General features: G+C 62.2%; 14 protein-coding genes. 9 read left to right on the top strand and 5 right to left on the bottom strand.

Translation table 11 applies throughout. The annotated features are described in order from the left end of the window. Positions 1-75: 75 nt before the first annotated feature. Complete coding sequence (locus GT019_RS24945; RefSeq protein WP_161746149.1) at positions 76-798, top strand: response regulator transcription factor; 723 nt, start codon at positions 76-78, stop codon at positions 796-798. Then, on the top strand, positions 795-2,201 hold the full coding sequence (locus tag GT019_RS24940) for a sensor histidine kinase (RefSeq protein WP_161746148.1): 1,407 nt from the start codon (positions 795-797) through the stop codon (positions 2,199-2,201). Before GT019_RS24945 ends, GT019_RS24940 begins: the two co-directional genes overlap by 4 nt. 194 nt (positions 2,202-2,395) lie before the next feature. Here the strand turns inward: GT019_RS24940 and GT019_RS24935 are convergent, their stop codons facing one another. Both GT019_RS24935 and GT019_RS24930 read right to left on the bottom strand, forming a co-directional pair. Continuing rightward, a complete protein-coding gene (locus GT019_RS24935; RefSeq protein ID WP_161746147.1) occupies positions 2,396-3,361 on the bottom strand; it encodes a LysM peptidoglycan-binding domain-containing protein in 966 nt (321 codons plus the stop codon). 337 nt (positions 3,362-3,698) lie between these two features. After that, on the bottom strand, positions 3,699-4,286 hold the full coding sequence (locus tag GT019_RS24930) for an NAD(P)H-dependent oxidoreductase (protein WP_161746146.1): 588 nt from the start codon (positions 4,284-4,286) through the stop codon (positions 3,699-3,701). 136 nt (positions 4,287-4,422) lie between these two features. On the opposite strand from GT019_RS24930, the gene GT019_RS24925 reads away from it, so the two are divergent. Both GT019_RS24925 and GT019_RS24920 read left to right on the top strand, forming a co-directional pair. After that, positions 4,423-4,860, top strand: coding sequence for a MarR family winged helix-turn-helix transcriptional regulator (locus GT019_RS24925; protein WP_161746145.1), 438 nt, complete (start codon positions 4,423-4,425; stop codon positions 4,858-4,860). A 202-nt stretch (positions 4,861-5,062) separates the two neighbouring features. Continuing rightward, positions 5,063-5,464, top strand: a complete 402-nt coding sequence (locus tag GT019_RS24920; RefSeq protein ID WP_161746144.1) for a VOC family protein — start codon at positions 5,063-5,065, stop codon at positions 5,462-5,464. A gap of 83 nt (positions 5,465-5,547) precedes the next feature. Here the strand turns inward: GT019_RS24920 and GT019_RS24915 are convergent, their stop codons facing one another. The 3 genes from GT019_RS24915 to GT019_RS24905 all read right to left on the bottom strand — a co-directional run bounded on the left by GT019_RS24915 (position 5,548) and on the right by GT019_RS24905 (position 8,462). Continuing rightward, complete coding sequence (locus tag GT019_RS24915; RefSeq protein WP_161746143.1) at positions 5,548-6,000, bottom strand: DinB family protein; 453 nt, start codon at positions 5,998-6,000, stop codon at positions 5,548-5,550. 232 nt (positions 6,001-6,232) lie between these two features. Continuing rightward, complete coding sequence (locus tag GT019_RS24910) at positions 6,233-7,612, bottom strand: sugar phosphate nucleotidyltransferase (RefSeq protein ID WP_161746142.1); 1,380 nt, start codon at positions 7,610-7,612, stop codon at positions 6,233-6,235. Between the two features lie 43 nt (positions 7,613-7,655). Further along, positions 7,656-8,462, bottom strand: a complete 807-nt coding sequence (locus GT019_RS24905) for a DUF6492 family protein (RefSeq protein ID WP_161746141.1) — start codon at positions 8,460-8,462, stop codon at positions 7,656-7,658. Between the two features lie 317 nt (positions 8,463-8,779). Between GT019_RS24905 and GT019_RS24900 the strand changes: the two genes are divergently transcribed. The 5 genes from GT019_RS24900 (at position 8,780) to GT019_RS24880 (ending at position 13,887) form a co-directional block, all read left to right on the top strand. After that, the gene (locus tag GT019_RS24900; protein WP_407945103.1) at positions 8,780-9,862 is read left to right on the top strand and encodes a FecCD family ABC transporter permease; all 1,083 of its coding nucleotides are present in this window, start codon (positions 8,780-8,782) and stop codon (positions 9,860-9,862) included. A 3-nt stretch (positions 9,863-9,865) separates the two neighbouring features. Then, on the top strand, positions 9,866-10,900 hold the full coding sequence (locus GT019_RS24895) for a FecCD family ABC transporter permease (protein ID WP_161746139.1): 1,035 nt from the start codon (positions 9,866-9,868) through the stop codon (positions 10,898-10,900). Between the two features lie 303 nt (positions 10,901-11,203). After that, complete coding sequence (locus GT019_RS24890) at positions 11,204-11,371, top strand: hypothetical protein (protein WP_161746138.1); 168 nt, start codon at positions 11,204-11,206, stop codon at positions 11,369-11,371. Positions 11,372-11,662: 291 nt separating this feature from the next. After that, positions 11,663-13,222: an MDR family MFS transporter gene (locus tag GT019_RS24885; RefSeq protein ID WP_235949244.1), complete on the top strand. Its 1,560-nt coding sequence runs from the start codon at positions 11,663-11,665 to the stop codon at positions 13,220-13,222. Positions 13,223-13,257: 35 nt separating this feature from the next. Then, a complete protein-coding gene (locus tag GT019_RS24880) occupies positions 13,258-13,887 on the top strand; it encodes an acyl-CoA-like ligand-binding transcription factor (protein WP_235949241.1) in 630 nt (209 codons plus the stop codon). Positions 13,888-13,929: the final 42 nt, after the last annotated feature.

Raw genomic sequence — 13,929 nt, 5'->3', positions numbered from 1 at the left:
CGATGGCACGGCCCTATGCGCCGAGTTCGAGTTGATATAATGGGAGGGAGACGCGCGAAAGCGGGAGGTGCCACCTTGAACGAGTACATGATCGCCGTCGTGGACGACGATTCCAATATAAGAGGCCTCGTGGAGGCGTATTTGCACAAAGAACATTTCCAAACGGTCGGGCTCGGCTCCGCGGAGGAAGCCTGGGAGCTGTGGCGGAACGATCCGCCGGATCTGTGGGTGCTGGACATCATGCTGCCCGGCATGGACGGGTACGAGCTGTGCCGGCGCATCCGAAGCGAGGCGGACGTGCCCATCATCATGATTTCCGCCAAAGACAACGAAGTCGACAAAATTCTCGGGCTCGAGCTCGGCGGCGACGATTACCTCGTCAAGCCGTTCAGCCCGCGCGAGCTGGTCGCTCGCGTGAAGCGCCAGCTGCAGCGATGGTACAAGCAGCGTCCGGCCGACGACCCGGCGTCGGCGCAGGCGGCATCGGCCGCGCAGCACAGCGTGGACGTCGGTTCGCTGCGCATGCTGCCGGACGAGCGGCGCGCGTTCTTCGGCAAGGACGAGCTGGATCTGACGTTCAAGGAATTCGACCTGCTGCGGGTGTTCGCCGAGCATCCGAATCGCGCGTTTACGCGGGAAGAGCTGCTCGTGCTGGTATGGGGCGACGATTATTTCGGCAGCGACCGCGCGGTGGACCATCTCATCAAACGGCTGCGCAAGAAGGCCGACCAGCTGCCGATCGAGGCGGTCTGGGGACACGGGTACCGATTACGATCCGGTGGAGGGGAAGAAGCATGAAGCTGCTGCATCAAATCAATCTGGCCTTCGGCCTGCTGCTTATCGTCGTATTGGGCGTCACGGCGATATCGATTCATTTCGTGTTAATGGACCATTTCATCTCGACGCAGAAGCAGGAGCTGCGGTCGATCGGCACCTCGATGGCGTCGACGCTGGCCGGGCAGTCCGGCCATTTCACGGCCGCTGCGGGCAGCGTCGCCGTCACTGCCGCGCCGCTGGCGTCCATGAACGTGGCGCTCGCCGCTCCTCAGGGCGTCGAAGTTTACCTGGCGGACTCGAAGGGCACGGTGCTGCAGAACAATCGTGCCGTTCCGCTTGCCGGAAGCGCCGTTCAAGCCCCCTGGATATCGCAGACGACGCTGACCGCCGCGAACGTGAACACGATCACGAAAGCGGCCAAAGCCGACAATTATCTCGTCAACGTGAGCGCGGTCCCGCAGGGCACGCTGACCTTGATGACGCCGCTCAGCAAAGTCCGGGCGGTCGAACAGGACCTGCTCGGCCGGCTGCTGATCGTGCTCGGCATCGGCGGCGCGCTCGCGCTGCTGCTCAGCCTGCTGATCACGCGAAAGCTCATTCGCCCGTTGATGAAGCTGCGGGAAGAACTCAAGAAGGTGCGGGAGCGGCAGTTCGGCGAGGTCGGGCTCGTGAAGGCCGGCGGGGAGATCGGAGCGGTGGCGCGGACCGTGTACGAGCTGGCCGGCGAACTGGAGCGCCACAATCGGGCGCAGAAGCAATTTTTCCAGAATGCCTCGCATGAGCTGAAGACGCCGCTCATGTCGATCGCCGGTTACGCGGAAGGCATCCGCGACGGCGTCTTCGAAGGCGAGAACTCGCGCAAGGGACTCGACATCATCCTGAGCGAGAGCGGCAGGCTCACGAAGATCGTGACGGAGATGACCCTGCTGGCGAAGCTCGACAGCGAGGAGGATATCTTCCAGACGTCCTCCGTGAGCGTCCGGGAGATCGTGACGGAGACGATCGAACGCATCAATCCGCTGCTCGCGGCCAAGGGGTTGGAGCTTCGCACGGCGTACCAGGAAGGGGTGCAGGAGCAGCGGCTGACGGTCAGCGCCGACCGCGACAAGCTGCTGCAGGCGCTGCTGAACATCGTGTCGAACGCGGCGCGCTACGCGAATCGCGCCATCGTCATCGAAGTCGGCATCGAGGGGGGCCAAGTATCGCTCGCGGTCGCCGACGACGGCAAAGGCTTCCCCGAGAGCCTGCTGCCGCATCTGTTCCACCGGTTCGTGAAAGGCAAGGACGGCGAGACGGGGCTCGGGCTCGCGATCTCCCGCGCGATCGTCGAACGCTGCGGCGGCCGGATCGCGGCGGGCAACCGCGCCGCCGGCGGAGCCGTGATCTCGCTGAACTTCCCCCCGGCGCACCCGGGCGGAGCGTGACCGGAACCCAGACGCTGGCGGGTCCGTTCGCGCGCTGAAGCGGAGGCGCCATTTAAGCCGCATGGCAGCGTACGAACAAAGAAAGAAGGCCGGGATCCCCGCGTGGGGGGTTCCGGCCTTCTTAGCATGATCAGGGAGGAGCTTGTCATCGAACAAAGGACGCTCGGACGGGCGAATGCGTCCGTCCCGTCCGGTTATTTTCCGGACGGCTTGACCGGAATGTCGAGCGAGACGCCGGCCTTCAAGCCCGCCTTCTCGTCCAGGTTGTTGTGCTTGGCCAGGAAGCCGACGTAATCGCCCGATTGATAGAACTGCACGGAGATCCGGTACAGCGTGTCGCCGGGGCGAACGAGGTAGGTCGCCGGCAGCTTGACCGCGGAATAGTCCACGGTATCCGGTTTGCCGGACCCCGATCCGGCGCCTGCGGTCAGCGCCGGAATCTTGATGGTGTCGCCGACCTTCATGTCGTTGACGAACACGATCTTGTTGCGCTCCGCCAGGAAGGAGACGTACTGCTTGGAATGATAAAATTTCATGGAAATCGTCGACAGGGTATCGCCCTTCCGGACGACGTACGTCGTCGGAAGCTTGGTGTCCGAATGCCCGGACGAAGCCGGCGGCTTGGTTCCGGCATCCGTTTGCTTCGGCGGGGAAGCCTCGCCCTTGCCCGCATCCGTCTTCGCCGGTTCGTCGCTGCCGGGGGCGGCGGGAGTTTCCGAACCGCCGCCGCTGCCTGCGCCGCCGTTGTCCCCGGCCGCCGCATCGCCGCCGGAAGCGCCGTCTCCGCCCGCCGCCGCATCGCCGGCCGCCGCGTCCGAAGCATCGGACGGATCGTCCGCGGAGCCGCCGTCGGCGTTCCCCGACGATACCGGCGTATCCGGATCGTTCGCGCCGGCCGCGTCCGAACCGCCGGCGTTCGTTTGGTCTTGCGGCTTGCCGTTGTCGGCGTCCGCCGTTTCATTGCCTGCCGGCGGCCGGGCAGCTTCAAGCTGCTTGTCCCCGGAATTTTTATGCGAAGAATAAATGCTGAATAGGACGACGCAAAGCACGATGAGGAATGCCCCCGTCGCCAGCAGGACGCCGCTGGACCCGGCCTTCTTCTCTCGCGCGCGCACGGTTCTGGACCGGCGGCTGGTTTCTGTCGGTTTGTCGTTCTGCATGATAGCCTCCCCTTCGCGCATGGTCTCTTAGGATTCGACAGCTCGGATTCGCCCTCGATTCTGCTTGGGCGCAGCTTCTATTTTACTATAATTTCCCGGCCGACAATATTAGACCCGGAAAATCAGGCCGTTGGCCCTATTAAGCCTGGCGCGGTCGCCGTCGACGGGGAGGCGCGACGGCAAAAAACCGGCACTTAAGCGCCGGCTTGGCCGATGAGTCGAAGGATGGATCCAGGAACGCGCCCCATGAACGCCGGCAAGCGAAATCCGTCGACCTGGATCGAACGGTTGCGGCATTTCCATCGCGGTCGCCGCGGCCGCCCGTGCGGTCGACAGCTTAAGCCGTGACCGTCTTGAAGTAGCGGTACACTTTGTCGAGCTTCTTGGCTTGCGCGCCGTCCTTGACCTCCATCCGGCCGAATTCGAAGAACTTCACCTTCTTGATGCCGACGAAACGGAACAAGGCTTTGCGCATCAGCGTCTTGTGCGCGTCGTGCAGCCAGAACAGCGGATAGAGCGACGGGCCTTTCATCGTCGAGATGCAGACGACGGATTTGTTCTTCAGCAGCCCCTCCGGCAGGAGGCCGCCTTTGTCCCGGTACGCGAAGCCGGAAGCGAACAGCCGGTCGATGTAGCCGAGGAGCATCGCCGGCGGGCGTCCCCACCAGATGGGATAGACGAAGACGATCTTGTCGGCCCACAGCAGCTGTTCCCGGTAGACCGCGAGCGCCGGATCGACGTGCATGTCGCGTCTGCGCTTCTCCCGGTTGAAGACGAGCACGGGATCGAATCCGGCCTCGTACAGATCGAGCACCTTCACGTCCTCGACGGCCGCGTTTTCACCGCTGCCCTGGACGACCTGCCGCAGAAACGCATAGCTTAAGCTCTCGTGGGAAGGATGGGTATAGACGACGAGCAATTTCATGTTTGCACCTCTTTAGTTATCATTTGATAATCAAACAATAACATCGGCGCTAAATGTTGTCAATTGATAATTATTAAATGATAATTGTTTTTTGATAAACGATTTGTTATCGTTACGGGTAAGAGGTGAGGTCGGCATGGATCGGAAAGCGTTGTTTGACCAGGCGGTCGCGTTCATCACGTCGGTGCACCAAGTGACCTACGAGATGACGAAGGATTTTGCCCTGGGAGACATTACGCCCGTTCAATACGGGATATTGGAATACATCGCGGTCGCGCAGCCGGTGACGCTCAGCCAGGTCAGCGACTGCAAGCATATCTCGATGCCCAACACGAGCCGGGAGCTGAAGAAGCTGACCGATCGCGGGCTCTGCGAGAAGTTCGACGCCCCGGACGACAAGCGCAAGCAATACATCCGGCTGTCCCCGGACGGGCAGGCGTTCATGAACGCGGCCTTCGGGCATATGGAAGGGCAGTTTCGGATGCGGCTCGCGACGGCGACGGAAGAGCAGCTGGAGCAGCTGTCGGCGGCCATGGGCGTCCTGCAGGCGAGCTTGTTCAGCGAGAAATCTTAGCTGGTTGTTAACGGAGCCGCAAGTTATCGACAAGGCGATTCTTTCCTTAGCGGACAACGCTTTCGACACGGGAACCGTGCGCGGAGAGGACGGGGCTTGCGCTTGATATAGCGGAACGCAGGTAAAGGAATGCCCGGCGTAGAATAACGGTAGAGAATGAACCGGCGGCCCTGCCGTCGGCGAAGAGGAGGCTGACCCTAGCATGAATCAAGCCCATGATCGCAATCGACCGTTCGTGACCTCGATCGCCCCGTGGTTGTCGGTCCGCGATGCGGCGGCGGCACTGGATTTCTACAAAGCGGCGTTCGGCGCGGAAGAACTGTATCGCCTGGCCGACGACGACGGCAAGCCGGCAATCGCCGAGCTCGCCATCGGCGAAGCGGGCTTCTGGCTGCAAGAGGATCCGGATTCGAGCCCCGGTCCGGAGGACAAGGGTTCGGTCCACATGATTCTGACCGTAGGCGATCCGGACGCCGTATTCCGGCAAGCCGTTGCCGCCGGCGCGACCGAGCTCGCGCCCGTCGGCGAAGGCCACGGCTGGCGCATCGGGCGCATCGCCGATCCGTTCGGCCACCACTGGGAGATCGGCCGGCGGCTTGTTTGAATGCGCAAACGAAAAAACCGGGCTTCTCCCTTATGGAGATAGCCCGGTTTTTCGAATCGGGGCGCCGCTGCATGGAGGTTCGGTTATTTCGCGTTAGCTCGCAGGAAACGGACGATCTGATCGCGATGATGATCGTCGTGATTCGCGAACTCGGGAATGAGCATGTCCAGCGAATAGTTCAGCTTCCTTGCATACCATTCCTCCGGCATTTCCAACAGCTCGGCGACCAGCCGCTCCCGCGTCCGAATCGTCTCCGCGAGCAGGGCCGACTGCGTGATGCCGGATTTCGCATAGTCCGACGCTTGCCGGTTGTACGCGTCCTCGTCCGGGAACCGTATCGCCCCGCCTTGCCGCGCGGCGGGCAGAATCGACGAGAGGATATGGCGATCCCAGTTCGCGAGATGCGCGACGATCTCGGCGGTCGACCATTTCCCCGCCGCGATCGGCTTGAGCCACAGCCCGGGATCCAGGTCGTTCAATGTCTTGACCCATGCGGTAAAATCCCGCAAGCGTCGAATCGCAGAATGATCGGCCATCGTAATCGCTCCATTCCTATTCCCTGTGGGCAGGGGTCTCATGCAAGACTATATCAGGCATAATTGGACATCAGTACGTCATATTAGAGTGCGTGCCTCAAATATAAAACAGCCTTCATCCGGATCGTTCTCCGGATCAAGGCTGTTTGACGTGCGCGCGGACGGTCGAACGGTCGGAGGCCTGGCTTGGCGTCTCCATGCAGGACGTCGCCGGACCGGCGCTTCGGCGCCTTCAGCGCGACCCGCAGAGCCGGAGGATCTCTTCCCAGGCGATGGCGAAGCGTTCGCTATCCTCTTCCAGCAATTCGGTGCCCAGCTGGATGTCGATATAGACCAGCGGCGTGATCGCCTTCACGGCGTGCTTGGCGCCGGCGGGGATGCTCAGCACGTCTCCCGCTTGAATCCGGGCATGCACGGTTTCGAGGATGAATTCCCCGGTCCCGGAGAGCACCGTCCAGGTTTCGTCCCGCTTCCGGTGCCGATGATAGCTTGTATTCTTCCCGGGCAGCATGGCGATCTTCTTCGTGAGGGCCTCGGTGCCCATGCCCGTCTTCGCATGGTCCAGCAGGCGGTAGCTTCCCCAGCGCTTCTCCCCGCTGGCGGGCTTGCCGCCGCCCGGCAGCTGCTGCTTGATTCGGTTTGCGCCGTCTTTGTCGGCGACCAATATGCCGTCCGGGCTCGCGGCCACGATAACGTTCGAGAGGCCGATGACGTGAACGGGGGAATCCAGCTCATTGACCACATGCGTATGAAGGGAATCGCCCGATATCTCTCCGCGTCCGACGATGCTGCTTCCCAGATACTCCGTCAGCACGCGCCAATCGCCCAGATCCCTCCAACCCCTGTCGTAGGGAATGACAACGCATCGCCGCGTTTTCTCCGCGATCTCCACGTCGAAGCTGGCTTCGGGAAGCCGTTCGTAGCAGGCAAGCAGGCTTTCGTATTCGGCGGGCAGCCCCTTGCGCCGCAAATGGGCAAGCATGACATGCAACGGGAACGCAAACACGCCGCAATTCCACAGCGCCTGCTGCTTCATCAGGACGAGCGCGTCCGCCTCGCCCGGCTTCTCCACGAAGCGGGCGACGGGACGATAATCCTTCGCCTCGCCGCCGCTCGCATCCGGCGGCTGCGGCACGATGTAGCCGTATTGGCTGGAGGGATGCGCGGGCGTCGTGCCGAGCAGGGCCAGCTCCGCGCCCGACCGGGCCAGGATGCCGGGGAATTCGCGCAGCAGGCGGAAAAATCCCGCTTCCACGAACAGATCGGCCGGCATCACGCATATCGTCTCGTCGGCGGCGGCCAGCCGTTCGGCATGCAGGTAGCTCGCGGCCAGCGCCGCGGCCGTGAAGGTCCCTCTGCGATAAGGCTCCGCCAGGAACGCGATGCGATCGCCGACTTGATGCTGCGTCAGCTCCGCTTGGCTCTCGTGCGCGACGATGGAGGCGAGCGGAAGCAAGCCCGCCTCATCCAATTGCCGGCAGATCCGCTGCAGCATGGATTCCTTGCCGCCGTCCTCCGAGGGCAGGAGCTTTAAAAACAGCTTCGAGCGAATCTCATTGGATAACGGCCACAGCCTCTTGCCGGAACCGCCGCTCAATAGGACAATCCGCACGTACATCCCTCCTCACTCAAGGTTGGAGCGGCCTGGCGGGCGCTTATTTTCGCGTATACCCTTTGCGTTTATGGAACGAGATCGAGCGGTATTTTTTGGCGAGCGTCTTGATCCGCTTCGGCGTGACGCGCGCGATGTCCGTCGACAAGCTCTTGTTGAGCGCCTTCCGGAGCGCGAGGCCGCCCGGATTTTGGGCGTAGAGGAAGTTGCCGTACGTTTCGAATTCGGAGAAGGCGAATTGCTTCGTGCGGTCCATTTTTTTGAGAATCGCCGCATGCCAGCTCATCCCGTGCTTCGAGGCGATGGTCCGCTTGAGCTGCCGGAGCTTCGCGTTCTCGAACAGCATGTAATGGGTGACGAAGGACGAAGGGGAGGCCGCCTTCTTGCCCAGCAGCTTCTTGTAGGTTTTGAAGTATTCGGGCTGGCTCCAGTTCCGGCAATAGAAGAGCGTACGGCCGCCGGTTCTGAACGCATGCGGGCGAATGAGCACGGTGTCGGCGTCGATCGCCAGGAAATACTTCGCGGAAGACAACGTATCGCCGCTCATCTTCAATAACTGCTGGAACAGCCAGCCGGACCGCTCCCATTTCTTCGAACGGTAACGGATGTTTTTCTTCGTGATCGGAAGAACCGTGTTTTCGTTGACGAACGAACAGCCTTTTCGCCTGCACAGCTTCCGCATCCTTGGCCGGTTCGGGGCGACGATCATGATCTTGCCGAGGGGATGCTTCACTTGCTTGCGGACGGCGTCGATGACATGGGGGAGCGTGGACAAATCCTTCTCGATCGCGGGGATCAGGACATCTATCGTGGTCTTGCTGCTGATTGTGCTCTTGATGGGGACCGGCATCGCTTCATCTCCATTTGGTCAAGTAATGGGATCATGATATGCGGCCGCGGGATAAAAGGACATCGGGGGAAAGCGGAAGGATACGGGAGAAATCGTGCCGTCCGCGCAGAAAAACGGCGGAAACCGGGAAAGCGGGGGAGGCGCCATCCGGAAAAGTTAGGCATCCGTGGCGGCCCTATTTTCCGAAATGACGAAGCGGTGTTCGCCGCAGCCAACATTTCCGATTGACGTTGATAATCATTATCAATTACAATCTTTAGAAAAGGATCGTCTCGCGCGGGATGTTCCTATTCGACACAGACTGGAGATTCAATATCGTGAAATCCATCGCGCAACACCACCCTCAGCACGATCCGGCGGAGGCTTCGCGGGAGGACCCCGCCGAGGCGCTGAACCAGATCTATTCCCGTCCGCGGACGGCCATGCTGGTCATCTTTTTCGGCCTGCTCCTGCTCGCGGCGGGCGTCGGCATCTCCGTCTCGTTCGGCGCCGCCGATATCGGCTTCCTGACGGTATGGGAGGCGGTTTTCCGCTATAACCCGGACCTGACCTCGCATCAGATCATTCAGGAGCTGCGCCTGCCGCGGGTGCTCGGCTGCGTCATGGTCGGCGCAAGCTTCGGCGTATCCGGGGCCATCATGCAGGGCATGACGCGCAATCCGCTGGCGGACTCGGGCTTGCTCGGCTTGAATGCCGGCGCCGGCTTCGCGCTCGCGATCTGCTTCGCGTTCTTCCCGGGACTGCCGTATACATACCTCATTCTGTTCTCCTTCGTCGGCGCCGCGCTAAGCGCCGTGATCGTCTTCGCGCTCGGCTCCGTCGCCAAGGGCGGGCTCACGCCCGTCCGGCTCGTGCTGGCCGGGGTCACGCTGTCCGCGCTGTTCACGGCGTTCAGCGAAGGACTGCAGCTGTATTTCCGCATCGGCCAGGACATGGCGTTCTGGTTCGCCGGCGGGGTCGCGGGCACGAGATGGATGCATCTCAAGATCATGTCTCCCTGGATCGGCCTCGCCCTGGCCGGCGCGATCGCGCTCTCGCGTTCCGTGACGCTGCTCAGCCTGGGCGAGGACATCGCCAAGGGGCTCGGGCTGCGCTCCGGTCCCGTGAAGGCCGCCTGCACCGTCATCGTCGTCGTCCTCGCGGGTTCGGCCGTCTCGGTCGTCGGCGCGGTCTCCTTCGTCGGCCTGCTGGCGCCGCACGTGGCCCGCAAGCTCGTCGGCATCGATTACCGGTGGATCATCCCGGCATCCGGCGTGCTGGGCGCGGTGCTCGTCACCTTCGCGGATCTCGCCGCGCGAACCGTCCATCCGCCGTACGAGACGCCCATCGGGGCGCTCATCGCGCTGATCGGCGTTCCGTTCTTCCTGTATCTCGCGAACAAGGAAAGGAGGGAGCTGTAGCCGATGCGCACGATCGAATTCACGCCCGCCGAGCTGCGCAGGCGCAAACGCAACGCCGTTACCGTGGCGTCGCTGCTCGCGCTCATCGTCTTGGCTTTCATTCTCAGCATGAACACCGGGTTCATCCGGTTGTCGCCGCTCGACCTGCTGCGCACGCTGTTCGGCTCCGGCACGGATCAGCAGCATCTGATCCTGTTCGACTTCCGCCTGCCGCGAATCGTCATCTCGCTCCTGATCGGCGCGGGGCTCGCCGTCTCCGGCAGCGTGCTGCAGGCGATCTCGCGCAACGCGCTCGCCGATCCCGGCATTCTCGGCATCAACGCCGGCGCGGGCTTGGCCGTGCTGGTATTCGTCGCCTTCTATTCGTCCGCGGCATCCGCGCCCGCCTACCTGCTGCCGATCCTCGCCTGGGCCGGCGCCGGCGTCGCGGCGCTGCTCGTGTTCATGATCTCGTACCGCAAGCATACGGGCCTGTCCTCGAACCGGCTGCTGATGAACGGCATCGCCATCAACTCCGGCATCTCCGCGCTGACGATCGTCATCTCGCTGCGGCTCAATCCGGACCAGTTCCAGTTCGTCTCGACCTGGATGGCCGGCAGCATCTGGGGCAAGGACTGGAGCTTCGTGACGGCGCTGCTGCCCTTCATCGTCGTGCTGCTGCCGTACGTATTCTACAAGGCGCATACGGTCAACGTGCTGAGCCTGGGCAATTCCATGGCGACGGGACTCGGCGCCTTCGTCAACCGGGAACAGGTGCTGCTGCTTGCGGCGGCGGTCGGCCTCGCGGGCTCCTGCGTCGCGGTGAGCGGAAGCATCGGCTTCGTCGGGCTCATCACGCCGCATCTCGCGCGCCGTCTGGTCGGCTCGCGCTTCCAGATTCTGCTGCCGGCGACCGCGCTCGCGGGCGCGCTGCTCGTGCTGGTGGCCGACACGCTCGGCAGGTGGGTGCTCCAGCCGTCGGAGATTCCGGCCGGCCTCGTCGTCGCCGTCATCGGCGCGCCGTATTTCCTGTACCTGCTCGTTCGCTCCAGAAGCTGAGACCTGAAGAATCCGGACATGCGGCCGCGTCCGTTTTGTCCGGATTCTGACCCGGAATCCGTCAAGGAAGTTGACGAGAGCAGCCTGTGGAGGAACCTCCCCGCCAAGGCGTACGCGGTCGACGGCGACCTGCGGTTCTCCTATGACGTCATGTCGTTCGACCCCCAGCGTGACCCACGACCGACCTGCTCGGCAAATAAAACGATTCAAAGGACCAAGTCCTTCGGCCGCGGCCGGAGGACTTCTTTCTTCATTGCGATGCCAACGAGGCGATGGAAACCGGTAATCCAGGAGCTCGCATGCATGCTGTTGTCGACGGTGCGGAACGGGCGGGCATACCGTCTCACCGACGACTGGGCGCGGGAGGATCCGCTCTCGCTGACGGCGCAGCTCGCGGGCGCGGTGGACCGGATGACGCGGCGGAACGGAGTTCGATCGTTGCAGTCGTTGAAAATCCGTTATCGTCCCTGATTCGTTCATTCCCCGTTCATATTGAAGGGGTATCTTGTTCACGAATCGCGAGAAAGGGGACGAACGAACATGACTTCCGAACGGACGGCCTTAGCGGCCTGACGGGCAGCGAACGCCATGCGCCGACGAGCGCGGGCGCGCAGGACAGGAATCGTTCGCGGCTTCCGCGGCGCAGCGGCTGAGAGCGGGCTTCGGACTTAATAATTTTGACACAATGTTTAAATTGACAGTCACTATTATTTTATATAAACTCTCACTATGGAAAAGCAAGCGAAAGAGGAGGCTGCGGTTTTGACCAGAACGAACAATAAGGCGCTTATCATCATCGGTTTGATTATCGGAATTATATTCTCGGAGCTCGACGAGACGGTCGTCAGCACGGCCATGCCCACGATCATCCGCGATCTGAACGGATTGTCGCTGTACGGATGGGTGGCCGGCATTTACATGCTGACGATGACGTCCTTCATGCCGATTCTCGGCAAGCTGGCCGATCTGTACGGCCGCAAGAAAATTTATATCCTCAGCATGAGCTTGTTCATCGCGGGCTCCATCGTGAGCGGGTTCGCGGAGAACATGCCGGTGCTGCTGCTGGGACGCGGCATCCAAGGGATCGGGGCAGGCGGGCTGATGCCGCTCGCGATGGTGATCTTCGGGGATACGTTCACCGTGGAGCAAAGGGCCAAGATGCAAGGGATTTTCGGGGCGATCATGTTCGTGCCGCAGCTGCTGGGACCGCTGATCGGCGGGTATTTGACCCAACATATCTCATGGCATTGGATCTTCTGGGTCAACATTCCGGTGGGTATCGTGGCCGCGATCGTGCTGTCCGCAGGCCTGCGGGAGTCCACGGGCAACAAAAACGCGAGCATCGACTGGGCTGGCGCGTTCCTGCTCGTCTGCTCGATCGTATCGCTGCTGCTGACGCCGGTGCTGCACGAGACGGAGGGCTACGCCTGGAGCTCGCCGACGCTGATCGGCCTGTGGGCGCTCGGCGCCGTGCTGTTGACCGTCTTCGTCTTCGTCGAGCGGAAGGCCAAGGAGCCGATCCTGCCGATGCATCTCTTCAAGAACCGGACGTTCGTCGTCCTGTCGCTCATCGTGTTCATGCTCGTGCTCGGAGTCATGGGCTCGTTCGCTTCGTTCCCGTTCTTCGCGCAGAACGTGCTCGGCCTGACGCCGATCGCGTCCGGCTACCTGACGCTGCCGCTCATGATCGGCGCGGTCTTGGCCAGCGTCGTCTCGGGACGGCTCATGACGAAGGTGCCGTACCGCAACATTTTCGCCGTCTCCATGCTGCTGCCGGCGCTGGCTTTCTTCCTGATGACCAGCATCGACATGCACACGAAGATTATCGCGCTCGTCGGGTACTTCGTTATTCTGGGGCTCGGCTTCGGGGTTTTATTCAACAATAACCTGATCGTGCAGGAATCGGTCGCCAAAGAAAACAGCGGCGTCGCACTGACGTCGGTCACGCTGTTCCAATCGTTCGGCATGACGATCGGGGTCAGCATCTTCGGCAGCCTGCTCGCCGCCAATATCACGTCGGGCATCGGCAAGCTGGCGGGCGATCTGCCGGCCGATACCGCGCAGCAGCTCGGCGGCGCCGCGCAGGGCGGCATTCCGCAAGGGCTCAACGCCGGCTTGGTGGAGCAGATCAAGGGCGTCTTCTCCAACGCGTTCCAGCATCTCTACTGGGTATCGTTCGTATTCGCGCTCGTCGTCGTCGTCATCTGCCTGTTCCTGAAGCGGGAAGTGCTGACCGTCACGTCCGACAAGGATCAGGAGAAAGACAAGGGCAGCGACGTCGACAACCACTCCGCGGGCCCCGTGCTGGATGCGCAAAGCTAAAGTTCGTACAATGGGAGCAAAGAGGTGATTCGGCCATGTCCGAGGATATTCCGGAACCGGCGAAGATGGGGCTTCGCGAGAAGAAGAAGCTGAAGACCCGCCGGACGCTCCAGCAGCAAGGCATGCGCTTGTTCCGCGAGCAGGGCTACGACGCGACGACGATCGAACAGATCGCCGAGGCGAGCGAGATCTCGCCGAGCACGTTCTTCCGTTACTTTCCGACGAAGGAAGCGCTGGTGCTGGAGGACGACGACGACGAGCTGCTGATCGAATCGTTCATGAAACAGCCGGCCGACAAGAGCCTGATTCAGGCGTTCCGGGCGGCGGTCAAGGAAGGCTTCGCGGAGATGACGCGCGAGGAGCAAGAATCGCTCGGCGAGCGGGTGGCGCTCATGATGTCCGTCCCGGAGCTGCGCGCCGCCTCGCTCATCCAAATGAACGAAACGCTGCTCATGATCGCCCGTCTGGTGGCGGACCGGTTGGATCGTCCCCGGGACGACTTCGAGGTGATGATGTTCGCCGGCTCCGTCATGGGGGCGATGATGGCGGTGCAGCTGTATTGCTCCGAGCACCCGGAAGCGGATTTCACCGCGGTCGTCGACCAGGCGCTGGCGCTGTACGAGGCGGGCTTGCCGCTCGGGGCGCTGGGAAGCCGGCAGGTTTGATAGGGAGGATGTCGTCATGGCGGTGGCGGCATCCTTTTTTGC

Source organism: Paenibacillus glycinis, from assembly GCF_009909185.1.
Classification (GTDB): domain Bacteria; phylum Bacillota; class Bacilli; order Paenibacillales; family Paenibacillaceae; genus Paenibacillus_Z; species Paenibacillus_Z glycinis.
Note: the sequence above shows the minus strand (reverse complement) of the source record. Positions and strands in the feature narration are given on the sequence as shown.

Coding starts and splice junctions, on each gene's coding strand:
- GT019_RS24920 (WP_161746144.1), top strand. CDS start 5,063: ATGAATCAAGCCCATGATCGCAATCGACCGTTCGTGACCTCGATCGCC.
- GT019_RS24925 (WP_161746145.1), top strand. CDS start 4,423: ATGGATCGGAAAGCGTTGTTTGACCAGGCGGTCGCGTTCATCACGTCG.
- GT019_RS24905 (WP_161746141.1), bottom strand. CDS start 8,462: ATGCCGGTCCCCATCAAGAGCACAATCAGCAGCAAGACCACGATAGAT.
- GT019_RS24890 (WP_161746138.1), top strand. CDS start 11,204: ATGCTGTTGTCGACGGTGCGGAACGGGCGGGCATACCGTCTCACCGAC.
- GT019_RS24895 (WP_161746139.1), top strand. CDS start 9,866: ATGCGCACGATCGAATTCACGCCCGCCGAGCTGCGCAGGCGCAAACGC.
- GT019_RS24880 (WP_235949241.1), top strand. CDS start 13,258: ATGTCCGAGGATATTCCGGAACCGGCGAAGATGGGGCTTCGCGAGAAG.
- GT019_RS24930 (WP_161746146.1), bottom strand. CDS start 4,286: ATGAAATTGCTCGTCGTCTATACCCATCCTTCCCACGAGAGCTTAAGC.
- GT019_RS24935 (WP_161746147.1), bottom strand. CDS start 3,361: ATGCAGAACGACAAACCGACAGAAACCAGCCGCCGGTCCAGAACCGTG.
- GT019_RS24940 (WP_161746148.1), top strand. CDS start 795: ATGAAGCTGCTGCATCAAATCAATCTGGCCTTCGGCCTGCTGCTTATC.
- GT019_RS24915 (WP_161746143.1), bottom strand. CDS start 6,000: ATGGCCGATCATTCTGCGATTCGACGCTTGCGGGATTTTACCGCATGG.